26 protein-coding genes and 1 pseudogene are annotated in these 25,292 nt (G+C 61.6%); 9 read left to right on the top strand and 18 right to left on the bottom strand.

The genetic code is table 11. From position 1 onward, the window contains the following. Positions 1 to 2: 2 nt before the first annotated feature. From WG901_RS13180 to WG901_RS13160, 5 genes are all read right to left on the bottom strand, one after another. Complete coding sequence (locus WG901_RS13180; RefSeq protein WP_339587528.1) at positions 3 to 1,157, bottom strand: efflux RND transporter periplasmic adaptor subunit; 1,155 nt, start codon at positions 1,155 to 1,157, stop codon at positions 3 to 5. A gap of 2 nt (positions 1,158 to 1,159) precedes the next feature. After that, on the bottom strand, positions 1,160 to 2,437 hold the full coding sequence (locus WG901_RS13175; protein ID WP_339587527.1) for a TolC family protein: 1,278 nt from the start codon (positions 2,435 to 2,437) through the stop codon (positions 1,160 to 1,162). A 68-nt stretch (positions 2,438 to 2,505) separates the two neighbouring features. Next, entirely contained in the window at positions 2,506 to 2,838 is a 333-nt protein-coding gene (locus WG901_RS13170; protein WP_339587526.1) for a hypothetical protein, read from the bottom strand. A gap of 121 nt (positions 2,839 to 2,959) precedes the next feature. Next, positions 2,960 to 3,295, bottom strand: coding sequence for a DUF3703 domain-containing protein (locus WG901_RS13165; protein WP_339587525.1), 336 nt, complete (start codon positions 3,293 to 3,295; stop codon positions 2,960 to 2,962). A 26-nt stretch (positions 3,296 to 3,321) separates the two neighbouring features. Beyond that, positions 3,322 to 3,966, bottom strand: coding sequence for a cation efflux transmembrane domain-containing protein (locus WG901_RS13160; RefSeq protein ID WP_339587524.1), 645 nt, complete (start codon positions 3,964 to 3,966; stop codon positions 3,322 to 3,324). A gap of 75 nt (positions 3,967 to 4,041) precedes the next feature. Here WG901_RS13160 and WG901_RS13155 point away from each other — a divergent pair, with 75 nt between their 5' ends. From WG901_RS13155 to WG901_RS13140, 4 genes are all read left to right on the top strand, one after another. Further along, entirely contained in the window at positions 4,042 to 4,449 is a 408-nt protein-coding gene (locus WG901_RS13155; protein ID WP_339587523.1) for a MerR family transcriptional regulator, read from the top strand. Next, positions 4,449 to 5,225, top strand: a complete 777-nt coding sequence (locus WG901_RS13150; RefSeq protein WP_339587522.1) for a hypothetical protein — start codon at positions 4,449 to 4,451, stop codon at positions 5,223 to 5,225. The genes WG901_RS13155 and WG901_RS13150 overlap by 1 nt, the downstream gene beginning before the upstream one ends. 92 nt (positions 5,226 to 5,317) lie before the next feature. Next, positions 5,318 to 5,809 carry a hypothetical protein gene (locus WG901_RS13145; protein WP_339587521.1) on the top strand — a complete coding sequence of 164 codons (492 nt, stop codon included), beginning with the start codon at positions 5,318 to 5,320 and terminating at the stop codon, positions 5,807 to 5,809. Positions 5,810 to 5,883: 74 nt separating this feature from the next. After that, positions 5,884 to 6,444 (top strand): hypothetical protein, encoded by a 561-nt coding sequence (locus WG901_RS13140; protein ID WP_339587520.1) that lies wholly within the window; start codon positions 5,884 to 5,886, stop codon positions 6,442 to 6,444. Between the two features lie 22 nt (positions 6,445 to 6,466). Here the strand turns inward: WG901_RS13140 and WG901_RS13135 are convergent, their stop codons facing one another. Further along, positions 6,467 to 7,204 (bottom strand): hypothetical protein, encoded by a 738-nt coding sequence (locus WG901_RS13135; RefSeq protein WP_339587519.1) that lies wholly within the window; start codon positions 7,202 to 7,204, stop codon positions 6,467 to 6,469. An 86-nt stretch (positions 7,205 to 7,290) separates the two neighbouring features. On the opposite strand from WG901_RS13135, the gene WG901_RS13130 reads away from it, so the two are divergent. Continuing rightward, positions 7,291 to 7,980, top strand: coding sequence for a hypothetical protein (locus WG901_RS13130; RefSeq protein WP_339587518.1), 690 nt, complete (start codon positions 7,291 to 7,293; stop codon positions 7,978 to 7,980). 112 nt (positions 7,981 to 8,092) lie between these two features. Continuing rightward, the gene (locus tag WG901_RS13125) at positions 8,093 to 9,097 is read left to right on the top strand and encodes a S1 family peptidase (protein ID WP_339587517.1); all 1,005 of its coding nucleotides are present in this window, start codon (positions 8,093 to 8,095) and stop codon (positions 9,095 to 9,097) included. A 21-nt stretch (positions 9,098 to 9,118) separates the two neighbouring features. On the opposite strand, the gene WG901_RS23785 is transcribed toward WG901_RS13125, so the two are convergent. From WG901_RS23785 to WG901_RS13070, 12 genes and pseudogenes are all read right to left on the bottom strand, one after another. Further along, positions 9,119 to 9,517, bottom strand: a complete 399-nt coding sequence (locus tag WG901_RS23785) for an ArsR/SmtB family transcription factor (RefSeq protein WP_417602948.1) — start codon at positions 9,515 to 9,517, stop codon at positions 9,119 to 9,121. After that, positions 9,435 to 9,617 (bottom strand): hypothetical protein, encoded by a 183-nt coding sequence (locus WG901_RS13120; protein WP_339587516.1) that lies wholly within the window; start codon positions 9,615 to 9,617, stop codon positions 9,435 to 9,437. Before WG901_RS13120 ends, WG901_RS23785 begins: the two co-directional genes overlap by 83 nt. Before the next feature lie 229 nt (positions 9,618 to 9,846). Then, a complete protein-coding gene (gene dut, locus WG901_RS13115) occupies positions 9,847 to 10,296 on the bottom strand; it encodes a dUTP diphosphatase (protein ID WP_339587515.1) in 450 nt (149 codons plus the stop codon). Next, entirely contained in the window at positions 10,293 to 10,775 is a 483-nt protein-coding gene (locus tag WG901_RS13110) for a hypothetical protein (protein ID WP_339587514.1), read from the bottom strand. The genes dut (WG901_RS13115) and WG901_RS13110 overlap by 4 nt, the downstream gene beginning before the upstream one ends. Then, on the bottom strand, positions 10,772 to 12,778 hold the full coding sequence (locus tag WG901_RS13105; RefSeq protein WP_339587513.1) for a site-specific integrase: 2,007 nt from the start codon (positions 12,776 to 12,778) through the stop codon (positions 10,772 to 10,774). The genes WG901_RS13110 and WG901_RS13105 overlap by 4 nt, the downstream gene beginning before the upstream one ends. Then, positions 12,775 to 14,802 (bottom strand): hypothetical protein, encoded by a 2,028-nt coding sequence (locus tag WG901_RS13100; RefSeq protein ID WP_339587512.1) that lies wholly within the window; start codon positions 14,800 to 14,802, stop codon positions 12,775 to 12,777. The genes WG901_RS13105 and WG901_RS13100 overlap by 4 nt, the downstream gene beginning before the upstream one ends. Further along, positions 14,789 to 15,499 carry a site-specific integrase gene (locus tag WG901_RS13095; protein ID WP_339587511.1) on the bottom strand — a complete coding sequence of 237 codons (711 nt, stop codon included), beginning with the start codon at positions 15,497 to 15,499 and terminating at the stop codon, positions 14,789 to 14,791. The genes WG901_RS13100 and WG901_RS13095 overlap by 14 nt, the downstream gene beginning before the upstream one ends. 1,183 nt (positions 15,500 to 16,682) lie before the next feature. Next, a pseudogene (dut, locus tag WG901_RS13090) lies at positions 16,683 to 16,964 on the bottom strand (dUTP diphosphatase); the annotation flags it as partial. Then, positions 16,948 to 18,528 (bottom strand): bifunctional phosphopantothenoylcysteine decarboxylase/phosphopantothenate synthase, encoded by a 1,581-nt coding sequence (locus tag WG901_RS13085; protein WP_339587510.1) that lies wholly within the window; start codon positions 18,526 to 18,528, stop codon positions 16,948 to 16,950. The gene WG901_RS13085 and the pseudogene dut (WG901_RS13090), both read right to left, overlap by 17 nt. 45 nt (positions 18,529 to 18,573) lie before the next feature. Then, positions 18,574 to 19,722, bottom strand: coding sequence for a hypothetical protein (locus WG901_RS13080; RefSeq protein WP_339587509.1), 1,149 nt, complete (start codon positions 19,720 to 19,722; stop codon positions 18,574 to 18,576). A gap of 17 nt (positions 19,723 to 19,739) precedes the next feature. Then, the gene (ubiB, locus tag WG901_RS13075) at positions 19,740 to 21,293 is read right to left on the bottom strand and encodes a 2-polyprenylphenol 6-hydroxylase (RefSeq protein WP_339587508.1); all 1,554 of its coding nucleotides are present in this window, start codon (positions 21,291 to 21,293) and stop codon (positions 19,740 to 19,742) included. Then, a complete protein-coding gene (locus WG901_RS13070) occupies positions 21,290 to 22,021 on the bottom strand; it encodes a class I SAM-dependent methyltransferase (protein WP_339587507.1) in 732 nt (243 codons plus the stop codon). Before WG901_RS13070 ends, ubiB begins: the two co-directional genes overlap by 4 nt. Before the next feature lie 55 nt (positions 22,022 to 22,076). Here WG901_RS13070 and mutM point away from each other — a divergent pair, with 55 nt between their 5' ends. The 3 genes from mutM (at position 22,077) to dnaA (ending at position 25,255) form a co-directional block, all read left to right on the top strand. Then, on the top strand, positions 22,077 to 22,889 hold the full coding sequence (mutM, locus tag WG901_RS13065; RefSeq protein ID WP_339587506.1) for a bifunctional DNA-formamidopyrimidine glycosylase/DNA-(apurinic or apyrimidinic site) lyase: 813 nt from the start codon (positions 22,077 to 22,079) through the stop codon (positions 22,887 to 22,889). Between the two features lie 150 nt (positions 22,890 to 23,039). After that, entirely contained in the window at positions 23,040 to 23,300 is a 261-nt protein-coding gene (gene rpsT / locus WG901_RS13060) for a 30S ribosomal protein S20 (protein ID WP_339587505.1), read from the top strand. Between the two features lie 524 nt (positions 23,301 to 23,824). After that, complete coding sequence (dnaA, locus tag WG901_RS13055) at positions 23,825 to 25,255, top strand: chromosomal replication initiator protein DnaA (RefSeq protein WP_339587504.1); 1,431 nt, start codon at positions 23,825 to 23,827, stop codon at positions 25,253 to 25,255. The last annotated feature ends 37 nt before the right edge of the window (positions 25,256 to 25,292 follow it).

Below are 25,292 nucleotides of genomic sequence, written 5' to 3'. Positions count from 1 at the left end.
GGTCAGTGGCCCCCATGCTCTGCTTCGCCCTTGCCGAGTTCGGCCTTGAGGGTGAAGCTGCCGGTCGTGGCGACCTGCTCGTTGCCGGTTAGGCCGGATGTGATGACGACGTTGTCGCCGCTCGGCTGGCCAACCGTGACCGGTGTCGCCTTGAAGCCCTTCTGGTTGCGGACGAAGACCGTCTGGCGGCCCTCGACCGTCTGGATGGCGCTTGCTGGAACGAGCACGCCGCCCGCACCACCATTGCCAATGCTCTCGGACAGGCGGATCGAGGCGGTGACCGGTTCACCGACACGCCATTGCCCTGATCCGTTGTCGATCACGGCGATGACCGTGGCCAGGCGGGTCGCCTCGTCGAGGATGGGCGAGACGAAGTCCACCCGGGCGACCGAGCGACGATCCCCCGAGACGATCTCGATCTCGGAACCTGGGCGCACCTTGCCCGCGTCGCCCGGTGACAACGCGAGGCTGACGGATACGCGGGACAGGTTGGCGACGCGGAAGAGCTCGGCATCCGCCGCGACGGTCTGGCCGAGCGTGACGTTGCGCGTCACGACCTGACCGCTCAGCGGCGCGACGATCGCGATGCGGTTCAAGGCGCCGCCACCGGCACCAGCCGCGGAAACCTGCTGCTGGGCAAGGCGAAGCGCGATGCGGGCTTCGCTCGCCGCCGTGCGGGCGGCGATCAGATCCTGTTCGGGAGAGACCTTCTGGTCGAACAGCCGCTGCTCGCGGGTCAGATTCGATTGGGCGAGTGTCAGTCGGGCCCGCGCGGCCTCGATCTCGGCGTTGAGCGATGCCGCCTCGCGGCTTTCGATCACTGCCAGCGTCTGGCCGCGGCCTACCGCCTGTCCGAGGTTGCGGGTGAGCGAGACCACTCGGCCGCCGATGGCCGCCGAGACGACCTGGGTGCCCTGTGGGTCGCCCTCGATCGTGGCGGGCAGCGTCAGCGCGCCGCCGCCGCTGCGGATCGCACGAGCGACCTCGACGCCGGCCTTGCGGATCTGCTCCACGGTTAGCTCGACCTGGCCTTCCTCTTCCTCGTGCGCCGCACCCTTGGCGGCTTCGGAAGGGGCTTCGGCCGGCGGGGGCGAACCCGATCCGCAGCCTGCGAGTAGGATGGCGAGCGTCAGCGCTGCCGGAATGGCTTTCCTCATGATCAATTCCCCTGTTCGGGCGTAGGCGCGGGTGCGGTCAGCCGCTCCAGCTGCGCCTTGGCGTTGTGGTAGGTTGCGAGCGCGTCGATCGCGGCGATGCGCGTCTCGGCGAGCGTGCGCTCCGCATCGAGCAGTTCGAGCTGGCCGAACTTGCCCTCTCGATAGCCGATGCGCGCGATGCGGGCCGCCTCCTGGGCGGCGGCAAGCGCGGGTCCGTTGGCGTTGCGCGCCGCCGTCGCGGCGTTGTCGACCTCCGCCTGCGCGTTGGTGATCCGCTGTTCGACATCGAGGGCGGTCACCCGACGCTGAGCCTCTGCCCGGCTGCGCTCAGCCGATGCCTGGTCGACGGCCGCGCGACCCGAATTGAAGACCGGTATCGGGATCGAGACCGTGAAGACGGCGGCCGTGTCGTTGGTCGCCTCGAGGCGACGAAGCCCAGGCCCGACGTTTATGTCGGGAACGCGCTGCGAGCGTGCGAGACGTACGCCAGCGTCGGCGAAGGCGAGATCGGCGTCGGCGGCGGCGAGCGTGAGGGTGCCGGCCGCGTCGGGTGTCCTGATGGGCCCGTAGGTCACTGGGGGCACGCGATCCAGGGCGGTCATGTCCAGTTGGCCATGGACCTGTCGCCCGATGCGGCGTTCCAGGTTCGCCTCGGCGGCGTCCGCAAGGCGTTGCGCGCGCTCCGCCCCGGCCTCGGCGTTGAGCCGGGCGACCTCGGCGCGCTGCTCCTCGATCGGCGAGGCGCGGCCCGCCTGGACGCGGATGCGCGCCGCCGAGAAGGCGTCGGTCGCGATGCGGGCCTGGTCGCGCGCTGTGAAGGCGCGCCACTTCGCGGCGACGGTCTCGACGTAGAGTTGCGTCACCTGCAGCCGCACGTCGGCCTGGGTGATCGCCGAAGTCAGTAGCGCACGTTGCGTCTGGGCGTCGGCGACGGCGATCCGCGCAGAGCGCTTGCCACCAAGCTCGATCGGAACGGCGAAGCTGACCGTGGTCTCGGCCTGATCGAACCCTTTGTATGGGCCGCTGCCTATGACGTTCTCGACCTGCGTGCTCACCGTGGGGTTGGGGCGGAGGCCGGCGACGCGGCGTCCGGCCTCCGCGGCGGTCACGCCTGCTTCGGCAGCTTCAATCGCCGGCGCGCTTCCGCCGGCTGCGGACACCGCATCCTCCAGGGAGAACGCAGGGGCGGCCGCCGACGCCGGCGAAGCCGACGTGTCCTGGGCATGCGCGGCGGCCGCGCATGTCGTGGCGGCCAAAACGGCCGCTATGATCCTGTGCATTTAGGGATTCCTGATTGAAAGACGTCACGTCGCCGCGCGGGGGCACGCGGCGACGACGGTTCGATCAATCAGGCGATGGGCGGACGCAGAGCGGGGCCGGCCATCCAGCGTGCACGGACGGAACTGGCCGGGAAGAAGAAGAGCCGCGTCGCGGGCTCAAGACCGATAGCGTCGACCTTGAGCGGGAAAGCGTCGAAAGTGCCATGACCGTGGCAACCGGTATGATGGTGCGGTACGCCCTGATCGGAGTCGGGCGCCGACTGGTCGGTGTCGCCATCGACGTGGACCTGGCCCGAACAGTCGATCACGGGGGCTGGGGATTGCTCATTGGCGTGCACGGCCGAGGTCGCCATAAGCGACGTCAGCAGCAGACACAGCAGGAGCAGACCACGCCTCAGCATAGGGGCTGCCTACGCGAGGGCGCGCGGCTTGTCACCGGAAATAGATCCTTAGTCACATGGACATTGGTCGAAGCGCTATTTTGAAGCGCACCTCGCCGTTCAGAGGATCGACAGATGCGCATCATGGCCGCTGATCCTCGACATTCGAGGCTTGCAGCCCAGGCGGCACCGCCATTGGCGCGAAGGCCGAAACGTTGGACCTGCCGATGTTTCCCGTCGGGACCCGGCCGGTAGCGGCGCCTAGTGGAGCCAGCAGAAGCCGCAAAACCTGTCCTGCGGCTTCCACCGGATCGCGCTGCGTGATGGAGAAGCCGAGCATCGCGAAGTGGACGCGAAGGTGCGCGCCCAGGCGCGGCTGCGCGAGGATGTGCGCATGCTCGAGAGATTCCCATGCAAGTGCGACGTCGCCGGAGACGCTCGCTTCACGGTATTTTGCCAGTGCGGTGGTGACCGTCATGGCATGCGGGGTAGCCAAGACCATGGTCAGGCTGTTCCTGCCCGATCGCCGATCGTCGCCTCGCCGGCCAGTTCACCGCGGGCCTGAAGTACGATCTGCGCTCCACCGGTGATCCCGAGTACCGCCATCACGCCGGCTACGACAAGGTCCGGCCATGCTGTGCCGGTGCCGAACACTCCAGCGGCCGCCATGACCACGGCGAGGTTGCCGATGACGTCGTTGCGAGAGCATATCCAGACCGAACGCATGTTGGCGTCGCCGTCGCGGAAGCGGAACAGCATCAGCGCTACGACCGCATTGGCGATGAGTGCGACGACGCCCACGACCCCCATGACTTCGGCCTCGGGCGTCCGACCGTTCCAGATGGCCCAGGTCGTCGCGGCGAGGACATAGATACCCAGCAGCGCAAGCGTCGCGCCCTTGATAAGGGCCGCTCGCGCACGCCAGGCGAGCGCCATGCCGGCGACGCCCAGGCTGATGGCGTAGTTGGCGGAATCGCCGAGAAAATCGAGCGCGTCGGCCTGCAGGGCCTTCGAGCCGCCCGCGACGCCTGCCGCCATCTCGACTGCGAACATCAGCGCGTTGACGCCGAGCGCGATCCACAGAACCCGGCGCCAGGCCGGGCTGTTATTTGTATCGGGCTTCGTGGATGCGCAGCTGCTGCAGGCCATTATCCATCTCGAACGAATCGTGGTGGAACGCTATATGCACCCTGTAGCAGCTACAGGCTCAAGAGGTTTTTCGCCATGACCCCGATGACCATCGGACGACTGTCGGCAGCCACCGGCGTCAAGATCGAGACCATTCGCTATTACGAGCGGGCGGGACTGATCGATCCGCCGGCGCGGACCGGCGGCAACTATCGCTCCTACCGCCCCGACGACGTAGCCCGGCTCGCCTTCGTTCGACGAACCCGGGATCTCGGCTTCAGCCTGGACGAAGTCCGGGCATTGCTTGATCTGTCGTCGCAGCGTGACCGCGACTGCGGCGAGATAGACGATCTCGCCAGTCAGCACCTCGTCGAGGTCGATCGTAAGATCGCCGACCTGCAGGCGCTGCGCAGGCAGCTGTCCGCCGCGATCACGACCTGCGGCGGCGGCACCGTGGCAGAGTGCCGAATCCTCGAAGCGTTCGCCGGCGAGGCGCCAAACTGATGGGCCGAGGTAACGAAAGCAGCCCGCCAAGTCTCGACGGACTGGAACGCGAAGAGCGTATCGAGGTGATGAGGGACTGGTTCCTCGCGAATTTCGAGGATCCCTCTCAGAATACCCCCCATGATAGCGGCGAAGGAGGCTTTCAGTACATCTGGGGCGGACCATACGACGCTTCGGACGAGATCGGCTCCGCCTTTCCCGACGCCGAAGAGGACGAGATCGAGGAAGCGGTCGATCTGGTCCAGGAGGAAGGCACCTATGATTGGGCGCCGGTCAACTTTGGCGACGACGAGGGTCTCGATGAACCTGACTTCAGACTCGAGCCGCTTTCGGAGCGGCTCGACGCCCTCGCCGGCCAGCTATCGCAGATCGAGGGCCACGTCGCCGAGCTGGTGCGGATCGTGCGGGACGGGAACGGCGTCTCGCCAGGTATGGGTCACAACCGCCCGCCCGAATTGTTGGAAGACGACCTCGACTTGGGCGAGATCCAGGAAAGCATCGAGGACGTGCGCGCCGAGTTGGCGAAGCCATCGCGGGAGGCGGACGCCGATCCCGAGAAGCTCGACCGAGCCGAGAGCAGGTTCCGCCGGTTCATGGGCTGGATTCGCGAGCAGGCGGCCAACGCTCCCAAGAACCTAGCGACGGGCTCCGTGACGGCGATTGGCGGCGCGGTGACGAAATACGTGATCGACAACTTCGACGGCATCGTCGCCAGCCTGCAGCCGGCCATTTCCACCATCTCGGCGTGGGCTGATGTCGTGCGGATGGTAATATGACCGGGGCGGTCCGGCTCGGCTTCCCCGGCTGCATGCCGCGATTGGGGTGGAGAGGCTGATTGCAGGGATATGCCCCGGGCTCGATCTGGCCGGTGACCGACACCGACGAGGAGCTGATCCGCGAGGTCTACTCGCGATACGGCTTGGCCATGTATATGGCCCAGGTGCTTGAGCATGGCATGGTCAACGCGGTCATCATCATGCACACCTTGGACACGCGCAGATCGCACGCGGACGAGGAGAGCTGGCTGGCCGCGTTCGATGCCGCCTATGAGTCCGGCCTCGCGAAGACCTACGGCAACATGCTCAGGCAGCTCGAGACGCTGAACGGGTTTCCGCCGGACCTGCTGGCCCGACTTCGGGCGGCGAAGGAGGATCGGGACGTGCTGGCCCACCGCTTCTTCCGCCAGAATGACGTCGCCTTCCTGAACCCGCGAGGCCGGACCGCAATGATCGTCTGGTGCGAGGACCGGATCGAGTTGTTCAAGGCGCTGTCCGACGAGGTCGACGCTTTCCTCGAGCCCATCCAGGAGCGTCACGGGATCTCGAAGGAATGGATCGAGCGCGCGCAGGATCAGAGCTGAAGGTTGCCGAGGACTGGCCCTTCGCCGATTGACCGCGTCGAACGGCCTTCGTTGGTGACCAGAGAGGGGGATGGATGTCGAGCGAGCTACGTGAACGGCTGGTAGGCGAGATCGTCGAGGACCAACCGCAGCTACGAGCCTTTCTGGCCCATCGGTCAAACGACATGCTGGCGGGATCGTGGGACATGATGGCCTACAGCTTCCAGCGCGGCTTCGAGGCGATCTGGGATCTGGCGCGGCGGGACCTATCGGGTCTGCTCGTACATCCGATGCTGATGCTGTGGCGCCAGAGCCTTGAGCTGACCATGAAGGCTTCGATCAGGGACGTGACCGGCGGGATCGACAAGGATCTCGGGCATCGGCTCGATCATCTCTTCGATCGTCTTCTTGCGGCCCGAAGGGAACTGGGGCTTCACGACGACGATGGCTACATGCAGAAGGTCCAGACCATGATCGCCGAGGTTCAGGCCTTCGATCCGACCGCGGACCGATTCCGCTACCCTGCGACGAGACGCGGCGAGCCCTTCGACGGTTTCCACGCCGATCTCGACAAGCTCTACCAGGCGCACTGGATGATCACGACCTGGTGCGAGGGGGCGGCGCTCGAGGTTGAGTGGTTAAATCGCGGCGACTGACATCGGCGAGGGTCGGATCTGCTTAGTCCCCTCGCTCACGTCCAAGCCGAACCGCGACGTTGTCCGTCGTCGCGAGGATACCTTTGGGACGGACTGAATCGTTCCAGTACCGCTCCATCCAGATCCATTTCGCAGTGACCGCAGGCGGATGCCCCCGACCATAGCATTCGTTCGCAATGAGTTCGGCGAGCCTCGCTGCGTCATCATCGCGGACGGGATGGCCGACGCGGGGGACAGCGTCGTAGGATTCGAATTCGGCAAGCGTGTGCAGCATCGGAGAGAGGTCGTAGGGATCAGTTCTGATTAGCGTCTCTAGACCGGAGTCGTTCGGCCAACCCGCGATCTCGTCGACAAGCGATTGGTCGACAGCGATCTTCGGCGTGCCTCCGGACTTGTCCTGCGCATGCGCAACCAGGAAGCCCGGTCCGAACATCACCTCGTCGGTGTGGACCATGTTTCCCACCGCCAGCCCGCCGCGTAGAAGCATGCCGTGGTTGAGAAGGTTCGTGGCAAGGATGATCGAGCCCGTCATTACGAGGCTGCAGCCGTATTCCGAGAGCGCGGCGGACAGAACGGTGCAGTCGCTGAACTGGGTCACGCGAAAGTCCGAAGCCTCATTCGGAGCGAGGCTTTCGCGCATTGTTTCGATCGCCCCGACAATCGAATCCCGCAGATCCGGGTCATCAGCTTGCTGGACCAGTCGCGAGAACCCCAGGATATCGAGAAACGCGACGAAACGTCGCTGATAGTTACCCTGCACGTCGATTATCTCCCTGTTGCTCGTCGATCGTGGCACAGAAATTCAGGGGATGGCAGGGTCGTGTGAGCTGCGCGGCGGACGGGGACATGAAGGTTATGGATGAGAAAGATGTTAGGTCGCTAAGTCCGACCTTGCTGGACCTGAAGGCCTCGCGCCATGCGGCGACGGTGACGTCGTTCTTCGAGACGACGATCGAACCGGTTTGCCGTGACATCGCCTCCAGACTTGCGCAGGTCGAATCTCACTCGGGCCAGGGCGATGCATGGCATGAGCTGCGGCTGACTCAGATGGTTTCCCACCAGTCGTTCGCGATGATGCTGGCATCGCTGTGGGAGCGAGCATTCGCCGAACATCTCAGCGACCTGATCCGCACCACTCTTTCAAGTACAGAAGACAGAAAGGAGCATGACGGATTCCAGCGACAGATCAAAACGGGTGGGTGGAGGTCATTCGAACAGGCCTTTGTGAGAGTTCACGGCTTCGAGATGGCATTGATCCCCATGTTCGAGGAGCTCAAGATCCTACACTTGCTTTGTTCCGTCCTCCGCCATGGCGAGGGCGATTCGGCGAAGATTTTGCGGAAGAAGGCGGATTGGCTATTCATGAAGGAGGCCGAGCTTCGTGATATCTGGGACTACTTCCTCGAGAGCGTCGAAGAGTTTTCGGTCGGTAAGCTGGACATCAGGCTCGAGCACCTCGCGCGTTTCCGCGATGTCGTCGTGGCCTACTGGGACATGATCGATAGCGGGCGCTTTGCGCCGTCATCAGAAGCATAGGCCCCTCAGTCAACGGCAGCGAACGCTCATGGCAGAAGTGCGCCGACGGCCATAAGGGAGCATTTCTTGATCGCCCTTTCGGCGCACGGGTAGGCTCGGTAGTATGTCGGAGATGACGACCTATTTCGACAAGTTGACCGAAGCCGGTGTGGCCGAATATGCCCGCGTAGCTGAACACTGGTTCAACGTATATTTCGATGACATAGATTCATTCACGGCCCGCGTGCGCGCGGGGCTCGAACACCTGTCGATCAAACATGCGGACCAGAAGATCAATCTGATGGCGAAGGTCGGCCTGTTCTCGGCGGAGCTTTTCCAAGCCATGATCAGTGGCCCCGAAGACTTCAATCCCGGTTCGGTTGTGAAGGCATGGGAGAGGATGCTTTCCGTCGGACTGGTGCACCGGATGATGGTAGACATGGGCGACAATCTTCACGTGGATCACCATCTCAATCGAAAGATGCTGCTGCGTCACCTCCAAAACGATACGTTCGCGAACCTGTTCGCTTCTCCGGCAATGCTCCCCGTGCGCTACGAGAACGCAGTCGTGGCCGTCGACGTCATGAAGAATGGTGACGAGTTTCGAGGTACGGGCTTCGTCGTGCGATACAACGGCCAAAAGTTCCTGGTGACCTGCAAGCACAACGTGGACAAGGACGAGGGCGTGCAGGTCCAGGCAGTGACCACTGCGGCAGGAGCGGCTCTAGAGATAGGGGATTTCCAGAGGTTTGAACTCGACGTCGCGATTGCACGCATCGTTTCACCCGTGCCCGGTCCAAGCTTCGCGCTCGTGGACGAGGTGGAGGTGTTCGACGAAGTGTTCACGCTCGGCTATCCCCGCGTACCACATGCGGAGTCGATGATGCTTGGCCATCGAGGCGAGATCAACGCAGTGGTAAACCTGTATGCCACCGGTTGCCCGGTAGTCATTCTCTCGAACCTGGTGTCGCCCGGAAGTAGCGGCGGCCCTGTTCTGGCGCGCGACGGCAGCTGCGTGGGGATGACGATTAACTGGCTGGAGGGTCAGTGGGGGAACTCGGATTCAGCCGAGAGGATGCGCTTCTCTGCCGCGCTCCCAGCCGACAAGCTTCGCGAGGCGATCGAGATAACCCCTTAGCGCAAACAGGAGTTCGGCCAGCTATCGCTGGCCGCTTTTGTTTGTGGCCTGAGCCAGGAACTCGCTCAGCTCGCGCACCTTTTCGGTGACCGCACTATAGATTACGGTTCGTCTCTGCTTATCGGTCGTTACGATCCCGGCTCGCGTCAGGATCGCGTAGTGAGCGCTCATGTTGTTTGGAGACGCATTGAGCGCCGCGGCGATCTCACCAGCCGTCAGCCCACCTGGAAGCGCCTCGATGTGCAGCCTGAAGCTATCCAGCGGGTGGGCTGGGAAAGGGCCGCCAGCGTCTCCAAGCGCCGCTGCTCGTAGCCAGCTTTGCCGATGCCGAACTCGCTTAGTCAAAGGCCTCTTGGCAGCGGATTGAGGAATCCACAATTTCGAGCGGCGCGAGGAAAGCGTTGCGCTTGCGCAGTTCATGTCGAGAGATTTCGCCGCGGTGCAATTGCAAAGCGTCGTACGCGCGCTGGCGCGCCTTCTCCACCTTGCGTTTCGCTGGATTGTAAAAAACTTGGTTCATTGCTGCCTCCAGAGGCACGATAATCTCACTACAAATATCGGTCAGCTAACCGGCCGAAGGGCATCGCTCAGGCCTCAACTCGTCTCTATGACTTTACGTTGGCCAGACTCATATCGGCGATCTTTGACCTGATAACAATCCAGCACGCACTCGGGCTCGGGGCGAGCTAATAATATGCCAAACGGGCTGGCGGACAATCCAGCCCGCTCGGTGACCTTGGCGCGATGTCTTACTTCATCCCTGTCGAACCGAAGGCCCCAGTGCCGCGGTCGCTCTCAGAAAGTTCGTCAACCTCGACAGCGGGATAACGGCGTACGTCCGCAATCACTGCCTGTGCTATGCGATCGCCATGATTGATCACGAACGGCTCACCGCCGAGATAATACAATCCGACCATGACGGTGCCGCGATAGTCCTCATCAACCGTCCCAGGGCTGTTCGGGATGATGAACCCATGCTTGAGCGCCATTCCCGACCGCGGACGTATTTGCATCTCGGTGTCAGCCGGCAATTCGACTGAAAAACCGGTTGAGATCAGATGCAGGTCGCCGCGCGCGAAAGTTATTGGCCCTTCCGGAAGGAAGGCTCGCAGGTCCATTCCTGCGGCCCCTGGAGTCTCGTAGGTGGGCAATGGCAGCGTATCGTTACCGCCGGCTCTCTTGAATTTTATCGATTTCATCGCACTTCCGGAAAAATTATCACGTTCGACGTATCCCGTCGCGCGACCTCTCGCAACTGCTTCTCGAGCCTGCGAATTTTCTCAGCCTGCCTTTCAATGATTCCCTTATTCTCGGCCTTTTCCGAAAGAAGCACAGCCACCTGGGCCGTCATTTTCCTCATCGCCTGCTCATATTCAGCAATCTTTGTCTGGCCAGCAGCGCGAGCGCTGGCTGCCGTGACGGGGCTTCTCGCTCCAAGCTTCCTAAGCCAAGCGGTTGCCTCGTCTCGAAGCTGACGGTGATGCTGATTTCGTAGGGTTGACGAACCCACATCGGCCCGTTTCAGCAACTCTACCAGCGTTATCTTACCGCCGTTGCGCGAGTAACAACCTGCGCGACCGACTTCCTCTTCGATAACCTTCATCGCCTCTCGGACGCGATCGTCAGTCCTCCGCTTCACCTCACGTTGCAGCGCCGCCAAATCTACCGGTGAGTTCATAGGGAATTACCAAACAGCCGCGTCAATCGGTCTCGAACCTCTTGTCTGCTGCCACTCCATGTAGCTGGCGTACATCCGCGCAAAGCGTTCCGAAGCCCCTTATCCTCCACCTCAGGGAGGAGATCGGGAAAGGCCTCAAGGCAGGAAAGGAGCTGACCTTGGTAGAAAACCAAGCTTCCGCCAGACGCGGCTTCAGCCGTACGGATCAGATAGCTCAGCTTATTCCTACGGTCCTGCCGTAATGCACTTTGCTCTAGCCGATGCGTGCAACCCGGCGTGCACGCACCTACATCGCGTATTCCCAATGAAGACGAGCAAGCTCCGCGCTCCAGCGGTTGAGCAAGACAAAGCACGCCCGGCCTTACCACTTCAGCGTCTCCCAGGATTTTGACGGCATTTTCGATATCATCTGTTTCGAGCGCGTCAGGAGCATAGGAGGGGAGCAACCTACGCATAACCGTGCCAACTAGATCAGCTCCACGGCCCCCGTTGGTTTCGTGACCCAGCACCGCCTCTTTTATCTGGACCGCTTTGACCTCGAGCCTGATCTGATTGACCATGTCATGAAATTCGGGGCTTCGTAATTGATAACCCATGGTCGTTTCGATCTCCGCGTGCCCTAAGACATCATAAAGCACTTGCGGGGCACCAGCTAGCGCCAGCCCGATCAGACGTGCGATCGAGTATCGAAATCGATGACAGGTTGTCGGTCCGTCGAGTTGCTCCAACGGTGTGCCATCGAGCATTGTCACGCTTCGGCCGAAGCTGAGCACCGCATGTTCGGTTTTGAGGAGCCCGCTGTCGATCGCTCTTCCACCAAACGAACGCCACAAGGTCTCACCGCCAGATCCGAGCCGCTTCAGCAGATCTAGTTGATTTTCAATCGCACGAACTGCGGCCTGGGGGAAGGGCCAAGACCTCGCCTCGCCTTGGGTTGCATCAACGTCTTTGAACCGAAACCCATTCAAAACCTTGGAGTCATCGACGGCACTTAGGCAATCGGGGGGGAGCGCAGCTGCTTCGCCAATCCGTTGGCCGGTTGCAAAAAGAATGATAATTAGTCGGGCAACTTGACAGAGAAAAACAAGCCTTCTCAGGCCCGAAACGGTCTCGGGCGGCCACTCCGTTTTTACGGATTTCTCCTTGCGTGCCCCGGCCAGCAATAATCCATACGGAAAGCGCACGCCTGGCCGCATGGACTCGGATTTCCATTCCGCTACTGCTACCCTACGCGCACGATATTGCTCCGAATGGCGTCGCCTTTCGCTACTATAAATACCGACATCTTTGGTTTCAATATATGCGCTCAAGACATCACCATGGATGTCATTCAGCCAGAGGGCAGCAGATAATATTTGGGTTAGCGCCTGATCCGAAAAAGGCATGGAAGCATGATCGCCTTTCCGAGGTTTGAAAAGCGGCTTCTCAACATCGGGGGCCGGCCAGTCAGAAATCACACCATTTGCGAGGAAAGCGTTCAGGCGCGGAACCCACAAATGAAAGCACGAAGGAAACAAACTCATAATTTCGCTTAATTTCTCCGGTGACAGACCACCAAAGAGCTCCAATTCTCCTTCACTTATGAATACGCTTTCTTGCATCCCTACCGAGGCTACCAAATACCTCGTTACCGGCAACATTAACTGACACATTTTTATCCACGTTCCGGGAGCGGGTGGATTGAGCGTCCTACCTTGATACCGAACAGTCATAACCGCATTGACCACGCAGTGGCGCTGGATACGCCTCGTGGCAGCATCAAAAATTCTATCGTCACCGACTCCACTGTGTATCTTGGTAAAGTCCACAGTAAGCATATGATCCCTACGATCACCGGCAGCCGCCCATTCCGACGGGATGCGCCATATTGGATCACACACGCGTGAGAGAGGGGTTATTTGAAAGTCCTTTAGAGTTTCCCACTCCTCCCACCATAACCCGACCGACCTATTTTCCATCAACAATGAATCGATATGGTCATTCGCCAACCGTTTGAACGTCACTGCTCGTCCCAATGCACCACCCCCCCACATCCAGGATCGTCAAAAACGAACTCTTCCCCGGCCTTAACGTGGTAGAGCCTTTCTTTCGCTACCTTGTCGAACTCTGAACTCCTGTGCCTAAAGATCTTATCTCTCACCAGCTCCACCGCATTTATTTCCCACCAAAACGACGATGTAAGCCAACGTTGCGGTGAGATATTTTCGCGAAGCCACAACAGATCTCCGTATCTTTTGGCAATATATCTGAACGATTCAGAGAAAATTACGCCCTTGCTACAAAGTATGCATCTCTGAACCGTGCAAATTGCGCCCTTTTTATGTCCCTGCGCAAGGTGCGCGTCGGGCTGCCTTGGATCACTGCAGCCCATCCCCATTCGCGACCTGAATCTTTTGAGGCGATCGCGGTCTTCTTGCGAAATGATGCCGCCATTCGCGGTTAAGAACAGTATTGTCGGGTCAATCGGCCGGTGGTTCTTCAGCTCACCGAGTGCACTCTCGACCACACAGCGGAAAGCATCGAAACGCGCCTTTATTTGTTTTCTCTGATTTATATATGCCTTGCTCACTTGGATATTTTTGTGATTGAGCGCGTTTCGAAGGACATATATGTTACCTCCGGAGCTTTGATATATATGCTCAGCAAAAGCGTCCCTCATATCCGACCACGTTAATGAACGAATCGAAGAGACAAGCTTTTGATCTTGACGCTTGCGAGGCGCGAGATTGTCAACAGTCTTTTCAAGAATACGAGCCATAACCTGATCCAATTTCGGCGCACTGCTGATGCCAACGCAATTAGACCCGACGCCCAACTGATGAGCATAATATATCCATGGCGACCTAAGCTTATGTTTTATTTCCAGAATCTCCGCTTTAATTTTTTCAGATTCCGGGAGTAGCGCAAGATCGTCCAATTTTATCTTGAGGCATAAGCGTAAGAATTGCGACTTTTCCTCAAGCCTCTTGATGAGCTGGAAACTTCGGTAGCGTGATCCGGCCATTCCGATGCCGACAACTTCTCCGCCAGTCTTTGGGCGTGTCGCATATATCACCACAGTATCAGTGCTTCTGGTCAGAACCGATGATTGCGTGCTTCGATTGGCATACCAGTCGGCTTCTAAATCGATTCCGTGAATGGCATCAATCCATCCGGTCTCCATCGACACAATCAAAATAGAAGCAGTCACTTCTATCGCACTTGGTGCAAAGCAGTAAGTTAACTCGCTATAATCGCGGAGTCCTATTTCATCTTTTAACTTTTGAAACTTCTGATTTTCTGCACTTCTTTTCGCACGATCAATCAATTCTGGTTGCAATATTTTATTATAGAGGTGCTCCCACACCGAACGACCTAGCCTACAACGGACGTCCGTTTCCGGCACGGCCCCGGTGACCCAGCCCATAATCCGATCTTGCGAAACATCGTGCGCCTCAATGATTCGCTTACAAGTATGGTAGACTTCGCGAATTGCCCGTGGATCAATGTCCGTGTGAACCCTGGCGCTTTGGGATACAATATAACTGGGCCAAATGAGTTTTTTAGCCGAGTTTGGCCGCACCTCTCTTATCATAGAGTATATTTTTGTGTATATTTTCTTGCGGCTTGATTGATCGCCCCCTCTTTCCATCAGATATCTTTTTAGAAGGATACCATCATACTCGCACATTTCGCTAAACGATCTTATCTTTCTGGCTGTTTCTATTTCGATTTTACTCAAAAAAAAGAAAAATTCCTTTACGACCTTCCCGATCCATAGGCCTATCGCCTTGCGCGATCTCTTTTTGATGATCACATTTTTTTTGATGTAGGGTAGCATTTCAATTATGAGGCCTGGGCTACCGCAAAGCCCCAACGTTGCGTCGCCATCGCGGTAGGGTCTAAGATCGATGGTTACTAAAAGTTCATCTTTGCTGATGATCGAAAATAGTAAATCGTCGTCCGCCGCATCCGCAGCCTTTGTGGCTTGAATTGATAGGGCTTTCAGGCCTCTCTGTGCCCGCATTTGGCCCTCAAAGCGGCTCATTGAGATAATCCCACCACTGATCCTGAAATGATACCAGATCCGGCACTTCTCGGACCCATAGAATATACATCAGTGTCGTCTTCTCGTCGACGTGACCAAGCTGCGGCGTTATCCAGATCCGGATCATGTTTGCGATTAACTGATCTACCGCGGCATGGGATGGTCCCTTAAGTTTCGTAATAATCTCGAAATCCTCGGCCATTTTCGTGATCAAGGTGTAGCATGCCCACATGTGCCGACCGATGTGAGGCGAGAACGCCGCAAATGGTATGGGACCACATTTCCATATCTCGTAAAACCGTTTGTATGAGAACGCCCTTCCGGTTTTTCCTGAAAAAAATAACTCTTCTGGCGGCTCCCAATCGTTCAATCGTTGCGACACACGTCGGATCGTTAGCTTACGCGTAGTGTCACGAAACAGGTGCAGCTCTATAAGAAGATCTGTGGAAATCAGTACGGATCTCTCTTTGCCGCGCTTACTTAAATCTTGCGGGCTACGCTGTCCCTTAGTACCATAACAAACGGTCATCTTAACTTCTTTGCGGCCATCTGTGGGCAAAGGAGGGAGTTGCTCTTCGCGAAAATGAATGATCTCGTCCGCACGAAGTCCCACTCCTACGCTCATTTTTGCCATCAAGCTCGCGCCCAGGCCCTTGTGCTTCTGCAGGTGGGTTAGCCAAGCTTTGGTCTCATCCAAGGTAGGCAGGCGCAGCTTGCTGGGATGGCTCCTTACAGCTCTCGTCCTGGTAGATTTTGAGGGAGCCGGCGCCGCGGACAGTGACGTTGCGAGGCGAAACCTCGCTATGTCGATTCGCTCGAAGCCACAGCAGGTCTCAAGGTAAGTGAGGAAATCGGAACACACACCCACCCGTCTTCGGATCGTCGTCGAGGACAGGGGCCTGTGCGCGTTCCTGCGCGACCAGACACCTGACTCCATATCGGCGCTATATTGCCCGGGCACCTCAGGATGCATGACTTGTCTCAATTCCAATCCGCGCACATCACGCCAATCGATGAAACAAGCTAAGTCATATCCCAGCGCCAAAGCTGAATTCTCAGATAGTGGTTTTGGTTTGGCGTAACCTGTTAGCGTCGCCTGATCAGTCCACTTACCAGTGCCCCTTGCGATCAGATATTCGCTCGCCTCGGTGTCGCACTCCCAGTGACTGGTCCAAATCATCGGTATGTGCCCGAGGTGAGGATGGCCAAGTTCCCTGCAGGTTCTTGGGTCCGAGCGCACAACGTAAACCATGTGACAGCGAGCCTAGCCCCTCACTCCGTCGAACAATCAAATTACTTCCTAAGAATGAGTATCTGGCGCAATCACCGGCTATAGTCAAGATGATACAGCGCCAAGGCCACAGCCTCGATTGTAGGAATCGAAGTATAAATTTCCTACAATGCGCATATTTAACTGTTTTTCTTCGCGGTTGAGCTCCGGCAATCCTACAACACAACAGCGCACCGTTGCCCTCGGCCGCCTTTTTTTGCGCATAGCCAATACGTTAATTAACATAGCGGCAGTTTCATCATTATAGGATGAAGTCCGAAGTGAGTGGGCTGCCCTTGCCCCCGGGGCTCGCCCCGTATGTTATCGGAAAGCCTTGCGCCTTGCGCTCGGGGCATAGGCGGCGTCCAACTGCCTCCATCGAACGAGTTTTGGGTATATGCGGCATACTATCAGGCAGCCGATACGCGTTATCGATGAGTGGCACTGTCACCAGCAGAAGCCGAACGCGGTAAGTCGCGCGCGCAGATGGTGCGCGAGACACCGCTGCTCAGGATAGCGAATCGCCCCGGCTACCTTTTCCGCTAACTCTTCAATGCCTGACGTGGCGGTTCGCAGCTCGCTCTAAGCGCTTATCGATCTGGCAGATATATCCGCGATAGTCCGAATCGATCGTGCCCGGAGCGTTCGGCACCGAGATGCCATGCTTGAGCGCGAGCCCCGAACGCGGACGCACCTGGATCTCGTAGCCGGGCGGAATCGCAAGCGCGAGCCCCGTCGCCACGGCGTGACGGCCACCGGGCGCCAGGGTCACGTCCTCAGCGGCGAGCACATCCATCCCTGCTGCACCCGCGGTGGCATAGGCAGGAAGCTCCAGGCCTTCGAAATGCGGCAGGCGCTTGACCAGTACGGGGATGCTAGGTTCCGAGTGCAAGGGCGATCCTTTCGACGATGGCCCTCCCTACCTCTTCCTTGGGCATTTCCGGAAGGTCCTCGATTCCCTTCTCGGTCACGATATGCACGGTATTCGACGAACCGCCCATGACGCTCTCGCCGCTCGGGCCCGACACGTCGTTGGCGATGATCCAGTCGACGCCCTTGCGCTTGCGCTTGTCGCGCGCGTTGTCGAGCACGTTCTCGGTCTCGGCGGCGAAGCCGATCAGCAGCTTGGGCCGCTTGGGGTGGGCCGAGACCGTCGCAAGGATGTCCGGATTCTCGGTCAGCATCAGCACGGGCGGCGCCGATCCGCGCTTCTTTATCTTCTCCTGCGCCGTGTTCTGCGTGCGCCAGTCGGCCACGGCCGCGACCATCACGCCAACGTCGGCGGGCAGCGCGTCCTTGACTGCATTGCCCATCTCCACCGCGGTCTCGACGTCGATGCGGTCGACCCCCGGCGGCGTCGGCAGATTGACCGGGCCCGAGACCAAGGTCACCCGCGCGCCCAGCGCGGCGGCGGCGGCGGCGATGGCATAGCCCTGCTTCCCCGAAGAACGGTTGGCGATATAGCGCACCGGATCGATCGGCTCGTGCGTAGGCCCGGCGGTGATCAGGATATGCTTGCCATAGAGCGGACGATGCGCGGGATCCCCCTCGAAATCGGGCTGGCCCGCCAGAACGTCCTCGGGCGCCTCGCCGAAAGGCTCGGGCACGGCGCCATGCGGCGAGACCAAGTGGTTGAGCGCCTCGGCATCGGTCGGCGGCGCAGCCCGCGCCTTGCCCTTCTTCGACAGCAGCGGCCCCGAGAGATCGAGCGGCGGCGTCTCTTCCACCGCCTCGGGGGCGAGGAAGGCCGGGCCGGTAAAGGTCACGTCGTCGAACGGATCGTCGGCGAAGACGATCGGCGTCTTGCGCGCGATCATCGTGCTCGACAGGCCGCCCAATCCGCCGGTTTCGGGTTCAGCCTCAGCCTCGTCATCAAAGGCTACCGGTAGCGCCGGCGACTGCACCGCCGGGGAAGCCAGGCCGAAATGGCCGGCAATGCGCGCCCAGATCGCCTCGGGCTCGGGCAGGCGACCGGGACCGTACTCGCCGCAGGCCATCGCACCCTCGTCGGGCGCCATCACGTCGACGCCGGCGGCGCGCAGGGTCTCGACGTTGCGCACGGTCGCAGCGTGCTGCCACATCCGCACGTTCATCGCCGGCACGGCCATGACCGGCTTGTCGGTGGCGAGCAGCAAGGTCGTCGCGAGATCGTCGGCGATGCCCTGCGCCATCTTGGCGAGCATGTTGGCCGTCGCCGGGCAGACGACGACGAGGTCCGCCTGCCGCGAAAGCTGGATATGCCCCATCTCGACCTCGTTCTTGAGATCCCAGAGCGTCGTGTGGACTTCGTTCTCGCTGAGCGCGGCCAAGGCCAGCGGCGTGACGAACTTGGCGCCGCCGTCGGTCAGCACGCAGGTCACTTCGCCGCCGCCCTTGCGGATCAGGCGGACGAGTTCGCAGGACTTGTAAGCGGCGATCCCACCGCCCACGATCAGCAGGATGCGAGGCGTACCCATCGGCGCGCTTGTGCCCGCACTATGGTTTACGCGCAATTACCTTGTTCACCTCGACGCTTCGGGCGCATCGGGAAAGGCGGACGCGATCAGCGATTTCACCGCGCGGCCCGAAAAAGCCAGGCCGATGAACATGGCCGGCGCGATCTCCGCGCCCCAATAGAAGTTGTCAGGCCGCCCGGCGATCATGAAGGCCAGACCATAGCCGAGGAACAGTAGGGTGCCGAAGGCGCCGGCCCAGCTCCGCCAGTTCGCCCAGCCGGCGATCATCAACACGATCATCGGCCCGGCGAGCCAGTGCGGCAGGAAGCGCAGGTTGCTCGACATCACGATGTTCGACAGCCAACCAGAAAGCCCGCGCAACGCGAGCCAGGGATCGGACGGGCGATCACTCGGCAGCACCTGCGCGGCGATGACCTGATGGTGCACCGACAGCGCGATCAGGAAAGCGGCGACGAGCGCGCTCCAGGCCGCGCCCTCGCGCCAGTCGCGGCGCCAGAAGGCCATGGCTGCCATGAGCAGGACGAAAGGCAGGGCATGCTCGCGGATCGCGAGCGCGAGCGCGGCAACGGCCAGCGCAGCGCCCCAGCGTCCGGTCCCGTCCTCGCGGACCCGGTGCAGGCCAAAAGCCAGTGCGAGCAAGGTGCCGCTCCACAGCTCGTGCAACACGAAGTAATAGCGGTTGAGCCCCAGCGAGACGCCCAGGAAGAGGAAGGCCAGGGTCAGCAGCCGGCGCTTCTGCTCGCCGCCGGGCTCTTCGCCCAGCCGGCGCCACCAGGCGAGCAGCACGGCGAACATCAACACGATCGCGGCGACGATCTGACCCGGCTCCCCGATCCAGGCCTCGATATAGGCCAGAGTCGGCAGGCGGATCGCGAAGCCGGGATTGACCGGATAGTTGGCGCGGCGGTGTTCGGCGACGATGAAGTCGTAGTAGTTCTCGCCCTTTCGGATGCGCGCGATAACGCGGTCGTAGAGCACGAGATCCTCGTCGCGCGGGCGCTCGGCGCCATTCTTCGCGTCGGCGCCGTTCTGGCCCGGTTTCAGGTTCTCGACGAAGGATCGGGTCTCGATCTTGTCCTCGCGCTCGCCGATCGGCACGAGGGCCGCCGCGACGAGCAGCAGGACCAGGGCCAGCAGGCCCAGCCGCGCGCGCAGCGCCGGCCAGTGGGCGAAGCGATCCCAGGCGGGCGCCAAAGCAGCCGCCTCAGGCCTTATCCCAGCACTATCCCCTGCGTCGTGGCCCATACCAGCGCGCCCCCTGCCAATGCCGCGAATATATAGCCCAGCCACGGTTTACCGCGGCGTTTACGCTGCCACATGATCTCGACATGCGGCAAGGGCGCCTGATCGGGCGCGCCGCCCTTGGCTGGGAAGCGATCCTCGATGCGGCGGATCAGCTCGGGCAGGCGCAGCAGCGTCGAGACGTCGCTGCGCAGCCGATCGGCGATCGCCGCCTCTGGCCCGAGCTCGTCGCGGATCCAGCTGCGCACGAAGGGCGCGGCGACGTCCCACATGTTGATCTGCGGATCGATCGCCGTGGCCAGCCCCTCGACCATCACCATGGTCTTCTGCAGCAACAGCAGGTGCGGCTGGGTCTGCATGTCGAAATCGCGGGTGATCGCGAAGAGCCCGTCGAGCATCTGCCCGACCGACAACTCGCTGACCGGCTTGCCCCGCATCGGCTCACCGACCGCGCGCAGCGCCGTCGCGAACTCCTCGACCGAATGGTAGCTCGGCACGTATTGCGCCTCGAAATGGATCTCGGCGACGCGACGATAGTCGCCCGTGGTCAGGCCATAGAGGATCTCGGCCAGCCACTGGCGCGCGCGGCGGTCGATCCGGCCCATGATGCCGAAGTCGATCGCGACGATCGTGCCGTCGGCCTGCACGAACAGGTTTCCCTGGTGCATGTCGGCATGAAAGAAGCCGGCGCTGATCGCCTGGCGCAGGAAGGTCAGTACCAGGCGGTGCGCCATATCGGCCATGTCGTGGCCCTGGGCGCGCAGCACGTCGATCTCGCTGATCTTGATGCCGTCGATCCATTCGATCGTCATCACGCGGCCGTTGGTGCGATCCCAGTCTATGCCGGGAATGCGATAGCCCTCCTGCCCCTTCATCGCCTCCGCAAGCTCGGATGCCGAGGCCGCCTCGCGCCGCAGATCGAGCTCGCGCACGGTCCAGCGCTTGAGATTGGCGACGATCGCGCGCGGACGCAGCCGCGCTGCCTCGCCGCCGAGCGCCTCGAGATGGGCGGCCGCCCATTCATAGGTCTCGATGTCGCGCGCGAACTTCTCGCGCACGCCGGGGCGCAGCACCTTGACCGCAACCGTGCGGCCATCGGTCGTGACCGCGCGGTGGACCTGCGCGATCGAGGCGGCGCCCACCGGCTCTGTCTCGATCGAGGCGAACAGCGCGTCGAGCGGCGCGCCGAAGCTGGTCTCGATCTCGGCACGGATAAGGTCGAAACCGATCGGCGGCAGGCGATCCTGCAGGCTCAGTAGGTTGCGCGCCGCCTCCTCGCCGACGACGTCGGGGCGCGTCGCCAGGGTCTGACCGAGCTTGATCGCCGCGGGGCCGATCGCGCGAAAGGCCGCGGCATAGTCGGGCACGCGCGGCTGAATGGTGCCCAGGCGCGCGAGCTTGCACAGCCGGCGCACGGGCGCGGGGGTGCTCGCCCCCTCCTCGATGATGCGCAGCGCGCCGTGGCGGGCGAGCACACGCCCCCAGCGCAGCAGCCGCGCGATATGCGTCGCGGGTGTGGTCAAACCTTCCACCCGGAATGGATCGCAACGAGCCCGCCCAGGATCGGCTCGACCCTGGTCTGGCTGAATCCGGCGGTACGGATCATCGCCTCGAACTCGCGCATCGGGGGAAAGCGGCGGATCGATTCGATCAGATAGCGATAGGATTCGGCGTCGCCGGCGATCGCCTGGCCGATCTTGGGGACGAGCTTGTGCGAATAGGCATCGTAGGCTTCCTTGAAGCCCGGCCATTCGGTGGTCGAGAACTCGAGACAGAAGAAGCGCCCGCCGTGCCGAAGCACGCGGAACGCCTCGGCCAGGGCCTTGTCGACGTGCGTCACGTTGCGGATGCCGAAGGCGATCGTATAGGCGTCGAAGGTGCGGTCCGCGAAGGCCAGCTCCTCGGCATTCTGCCGCGACCAGACGAGGCCGTCGATGCCGCGCTTCATCGCGCGTTCGATGCCGACGTCGAGCATGTCCTGGTTGATGTCCGAGACGGTGATCTCGGCGCCCTCGTCAGCCATGCGGAAGGCGATGTCGCCCGTGCCGCCGGCCATGTCGAGGATCACCTCGCCCTCGCGCGGCTTCACCCGGCGCACGAACTTGTCCTTCCACAGCCGGTGCATGCCGACCGACATGGCGTCGTTCATGACGTCGTACTTGCGCGCGACGCTTGAGAAGACCGCGCCGACCCGCTCGACCTTCTCGTCCGCGGGAATGTCCTCGTAACCGAAGGATGCCTGTTCGCTCATGGTGTTGCGCCTTAGGGGGAATTGCCGCGCGGGCAAAGGGTGATAGAGCGCGCAAATGCCCGAATTACCCGAAGTCGAAACCACGGTCCGCGGCCTTGCCCGTTATCTCGACGGTGCGAAGATCGCGCGGGTGTCGGTCAACCGGCCCGACCTGCGCCGCCCCTTCCCGCCTGGCCTTGTCCAGACACTGACCGGCGCCACGGTCACCGGGCTCGGCCGCCGCGCCAAGTACGGTCTGATCCACACCGATCGCGACCAGACGGTGGTGTTCCACCTCGGCATGTCGGGCCGGTGGCGAATCGAGCCCGACACGATCGAGAAGCACGACCACCTCGTACTCGAGACCGCTGCCGGCCACGTCCTCGCGCTCAACGACGCGCGCCGCTTCGGTTCGGTAGATCTCGTCGACAGCGCCGCGCTCGACCAATGGCCGCCGTTTGCCGCGCTCGGCCCCGAGCCGCTGGGCAACGATCTCACCCCGCGCCATCTCCATCAGGCCTTCAAGGATCGAATCGCACCGGTGAAACCGCTTCTGCTCGACCAGCGGATCGTCGCCGGGCTCGGCAATATATATGTCTGCGAGGCGCTCTTCCGCGCGGGCATCCGCCCGGACAAGGAGGCCGGCAAGATCTCGCGCCCGGCGCTCGAACGGCTGGTGCCGGCGATCAAGACCGTCCTCGCCGAATCGATCGAGGCCGGCGGCTCGACGATCCGCGACTATGCCCAGCCCAACGGTGAACTCGGCTACTTCGCCGCCTCCTGGCGCGTCTACGGCCGCGAGGGCGAGCCCTGCGCCTGCGGCGGCACCGTCGCACGCTTCAACCAGGGCGGGCGCAGCACCTTCTGGTGCCCGAAGTGTCAGAAGTGACGGCACCGCCGTCGCGTGTGCCATCCGCGAGATTGCTTGACGATTCGGACCCTCGCCGCTAAGGGCCGCGCTTTCCGGCGGGCTTGCTCGCCCGCGAAGCTATCGATTTTTTACCAGCTACGGCCCCTGCGGCCATGACAGAGGACAGACATGGCCAATACGCCGCAAGCCCGTAAGCGCATCCGTCGCAACGAAACCCGCGCCCTGATCAACGGCAACCGCCTGAGCCGCATCCGCACCTTCGTGAAGAAGGTCGAGGCCGCTCTCGCCGGTGGCGACAAGGATGCGGCCGCCGCTGCGCTCAAGGAAGCCCAGCCGGAACTGCAGCGTGGCGTCGCCCGCGGCGTGCTTCACAAGAACACCGCATCGCGCAAGCTGTCGCGTCTCACGAAGCGCGTCTCCGCGCTCTGATTCGCCCTTGAAGTGATGTGCGATTCGCTGGCTCACAAGGTGAGCGAGCGGGACGAAAACGGAACATGGCCGGTGCATTGCGCACCGGCCATTTTTTCATGTCCGAACGACAGGACGATGACGTTCCGGTGAAGTCCTTGAAATCCCGCGATTCGGCGCGCGCCCTGCAAAAAATCATAATGAAATCATAGGGTTGACTGCGCGTTAGGGATTGCCTCAGCCGTTCCGCTGTCAAGGCAGTATATTTCAATTTTTTTGCAGACCGCGCCTTGCTCTTCCCGCCAAGTCCTCCATAAATCGGTCCTCCCAGCGCAGGGTCGCGCCGGGAGATTGCTTACAGATATTTCGAGTGGGGCGCCGCATCCTCGATGCGGCGAGAGGGTTTCGTGCGCATGTACGATTTCCAACGGGAATCGTGTGCGTGTGTGGGGTCGTCAATTTTAAAGGAGGACCGTGTGACGGTTTCTCAGACGGGGGGACGCGTGACTGCGACACCTGGCAAAGGTAAGGTTTGCGACGCGAAAATGGATGAGGATCGGGAAGCGCTCGACTTGGCGGCCGACTGGGCCGACATCAGCCAGGGGCTCCGCAAGGACCTGGGCCAGCAACTTCACAGCCAATGGATCAAGCCGATTCAGGTCGGCTCGTTCTGCAAGGAAACGGGCACGCTCGACCTGTTCCTGCCGACCGAATTCTCCGCCAACTGGGTGGCCGATCGCTTCGCCGATCGCCTATCGCTGGCATGGAAGATCGCGCGGCCCGACGTGCGCCACGTGCGCATTTCGGTTCATCCCGGCCGTCGCCCGCTGCCCGAGCTGCGACTCGGCGGTGCCGGCGGTGGCGCGCGCCGCCCGGCAAACGATGGCGCTCCATCGCTCGACACCGGCGCCGCCAGCCTCGGCGGTCAGGAATTCGGCGCACTAGTCCAGGGATCGGTGGGCCTCGACCCGTCGCTGACCTTCACCAGCTTCGTTACGGGCAATGCCAATGTGCTTGCCTGCAACGCCGCGCAGCGCATGGCCGCGGTCGAAGCGCCGCAGTTCTCGCCGCTCTACCTCAAGGCCGCCACCGGCCAGGGCAAGACGCACCTGCTTCACGCGATCGGCCACGCCTATCTCGCCGCACACCCGCGGGCGCGCATCTTCTACTGCTCGGCTGAGCGCTTCATGGTCGAATTCGTCCAGGCGCTGCGCCAGAACCAGATGATCGAGTTCAAGTCGCGGCTGCGCGGCTTCGACCTACTGCTGGTCGACGACATACAGTTCATCATCGGCAAGGCTTCGGCACAGGAAGAACTGCTCTACACGATCGACGCGCTGCTGGCCGAAGGCAAGCGGCTGGTCTTCGCCGCCGACCGTGCGCCCCAGGCGCTCGACGGCGTCGAACAGCGCCTGCTCTCGCGCCTGTCGATGGGTCTCGTCGCCGACATCCAGCCGGCCGACATCGAACTCCGCCGCTCGATCCTCGAGCATCGGCTCGCGCGCTTCGCGCCGAGCGACGTGCCGAGCGACGTGATCGAGTTCCTCGCGCGCACGATCAATCGCAACGTCCGCGAACTGGTGGGTGGCCTCAACAAGCTGATTGCCTATGCGCAGCTGACGGGCCAGGCGGTCTCGCTGCAGCTCGCCGAGGAACAGCTTACCGACATCCTCTCGGCGAATCGCAAACGCATCACGATCGACGAGATCCAGCGCACGGTCTGCCAGTTCTACCGCGTCGACCGCACCGAAATGGCCAGCAAGCGCCGCGCCCGCGCGGTCGTGCGCCCGCGCCAGGTGGCAATGTATCTCGCCAAGGTGCTCACGCCGCGGAGCTATCCGGAGATCGGCCGCAAGTTCGGCGGCCGCGATCACTCGACGGTGATCCACGCCGTCCGCCTGATCGAAGATCTGCGCACGCGCGACGCCGACATGGATGGCGACGTGCGGAGCCTGCTGCGCCAGCTTGAGAGCTAACGCCAGTCATCCTTCGACAAGCTCCGGATGAGCGGTT

The organism is Novosphingobium anseongense, from assembly GCF_037482895.1.
In the GTDB taxonomy this organism is placed as follows: domain Bacteria; phylum Pseudomonadota; class Alphaproteobacteria; order Sphingomonadales; family Sphingomonadaceae; genus Novosphingobium; species Novosphingobium anseongense.
The sequence above is the reverse complement of the archived record's forward strand: the minus strand, read 5'-3'. Positions and strand labels throughout refer to the sequence as shown.

What these genes read in the sequence shown, in the direction of transcription:
- WG901_RS13180 (WP_339587528.1), bottom strand. Translation starts at nt 1,157, where the DNA reads ATGAGGAAAGCCATTCCGGCAGCGCTGACGCTCGCCATCCTACTCGCA.
- WG901_RS13175 (WP_339587527.1), bottom strand. Translation starts at nt 2,437, where the DNA reads ATGCACAGGATCATAGCGGCCGTTTTGGCCGCCACGACATGCGCGGCC.
- WG901_RS13170 (WP_339587526.1), bottom strand. Translation starts at nt 2,838, where the DNA reads ATGCTGAGGCGTGGTCTGCTCCTGCTGTGTCTGCTGCTGACGTCGCTT.
- WG901_RS13165 (WP_339587525.1), bottom strand. Translation starts at nt 3,295, where the DNA reads ATGACGGTCACCACCGCACTGGCAAAATACCGTGAAGCGAGCGTCTCC.
- WG901_RS13160 (WP_339587524.1), bottom strand. Translation starts at nt 3,966, where the DNA reads ATGGCCTGCAGCAGCTGCGCATCCACGAAGCCCGATACAAATAACAGC.
- WG901_RS13155 (WP_339587523.1), top strand. Translation starts at nt 4,042, where the DNA reads ATGACCCCGATGACCATCGGACGACTGTCGGCAGCCACCGGCGTCAAG.
- WG901_RS13150 (WP_339587522.1), top strand. Translation starts at nt 4,449, where the DNA reads ATGGGCCGAGGTAACGAAAGCAGCCCGCCAAGTCTCGACGGACTGGAA.
- WG901_RS13140 (WP_339587520.1), top strand. Translation starts at nt 5,884, where the DNA reads ATGTCGAGCGAGCTACGTGAACGGCTGGTAGGCGAGATCGTCGAGGAC.
- WG901_RS13130 (WP_339587518.1), top strand. Translation starts at nt 7,291, where the DNA reads ATGAAGGTTATGGATGAGAAAGATGTTAGGTCGCTAAGTCCGACCTTG.
- WG901_RS13125 (WP_339587517.1), top strand. Translation starts at nt 8,093, where the DNA reads ATGACGACCTATTTCGACAAGTTGACCGAAGCCGGTGTGGCCGAATAT.
- WG901_RS23785 (WP_417602948.1), bottom strand. Translation starts at nt 9,517, where the DNA reads ATGAACTGCGCAAGCGCAACGCTTTCCTCGCGCCGCTCGAAATTGTGG.
- WG901_RS13120 (WP_339587516.1), bottom strand. Translation starts at nt 9,617, where the DNA reads ATGAACCAAGTTTTTTACAATCCAGCGAAACGCAAGGTGGAGAAGGCG.
- dut (WP_339587515.1), bottom strand. Translation starts at nt 10,296, where the DNA reads ATGAAATCGATAAAATTCAAGAGAGCCGGCGGTAACGATACGCTGCCA.
- WG901_RS13110 (WP_339587514.1), bottom strand. Translation starts at nt 10,775, where the DNA reads ATGAACTCACCGGTAGATTTGGCGGCGCTGCAACGTGAGGTGAAGCGG.
- WG901_RS13100 (WP_339587512.1), bottom strand. Translation starts at nt 14,802, where the DNA reads ATGAGCCGCTTTGAGGGCCAAATGCGGGCACAGAGAGGCCTGAAAGCC.
- WG901_RS13085 (WP_339587510.1), bottom strand. Translation starts at nt 18,528, where the DNA reads ATGGGTACGCCTCGCATCCTGCTGATCGTGGGCGGTGGGATCGCCGCT.
- WG901_RS13070 (WP_339587507.1), bottom strand. Translation starts at nt 22,021, where the DNA reads ATGAGCGAACAGGCATCCTTCGGTTACGAGGACATTCCCGCGGACGAG.
- mutM (WP_339587506.1), top strand. Translation starts at nt 22,077, where the DNA reads ATGCCCGAATTACCCGAAGTCGAAACCACGGTCCGCGGCCTTGCCCGT.
- rpsT (WP_339587505.1), top strand. Translation starts at nt 23,040, where the DNA reads ATGGCCAATACGCCGCAAGCCCGTAAGCGCATCCGTCGCAACGAAACC.
- dnaA (WP_339587504.1), top strand. Translation starts at nt 23,825, where the DNA reads ATGGATGAGGATCGGGAAGCGCTCGACTTGGCGGCCGACTGGGCCGAC.